At 59.0% G+C, this 783-nt stretch carries 1 pseudogene; it reads right to left on the reverse strand.

The features are described 5' to 3' along the window. A pseudogene (locus V8324_RS22145) lies at positions 1-701 on the reverse strand (IS1182-like element ISRssp12 family transposase); the annotation flags it as partial. Between the last annotated feature and the right edge of the window lie 82 nt (positions 702-783).

Genomic DNA, 783 nt, shown 5'->3' on the forward strand with positions numbered 1-783 from the left:
CCATGATCCGTGTCGATCAGGTAATTGTCGGAATAACTGAAGAATGCAGGACCTTTACGCGCCGCCGTCCATTGGCTGGCCGGGTCTGAATGCGAGGTGAACTTTGGCTGCACCTCGCTGGCGGCCCCGAAGGCGGCTTCATCCAGCGTGTCGAGATACTCGCGAACCGCACGGGGTGCATCGGCCGGGTCGATCCGCGCCGCGTCCCAGTCGTCCTTCGGCGTAGAGTTCTGCTTGTTGGCATCCGCCTCGATCAGGCTGGCATCGATCGCCATGCGTTGTCCACTGACCAGCCCTTCGGCGATGCAACGCGCGACGGTCGTCTCGAACAGGTGACGCAGAAGTTCGCTCTCGCGGAAGCGCCCGTGGCGGTTCTTGGAAAACGTCGAATGATCCGGGACCCGGTCGCTCAGATCGAGGCGGCAAAACCAGCGATACGCGAGGTTCAGATGCACCTCTTCGCACAGCCGCCGTTCCGACCGGATGCCGAAGCAATAGCCAACGAGCAGCATCCGGATCAGCAGTTCGGGATCGACCGACGGACGGCCTGTGTGGCTGTAGAAACCGGCAAGATGGGTGCGGATGCTGCTCAGATCGACAAACCGGTCGATGGATCGAAGCAGGTGATCCATAGGGACGTGATCCTCAAGCGAGAACTCGTAGAATAGTGCTGCCTGAGCTTCCTGTCTCGGTCCCAACATTGCTCAATTCTCCCGCTGGCCAGAAGAATTGAATCAGCAACTTACGCTTCGATCAAGCACGAGTTTTTCAACAAAATACGCC

The sequence above is a fragment of the Roseovarius sp. D22-M7 genome (assembly GCF_037083785.1).
Taxonomy (GTDB): Bacteria; Pseudomonadota; Alphaproteobacteria; order Rhodobacterales; family Rhodobacteraceae; genus Roseovarius.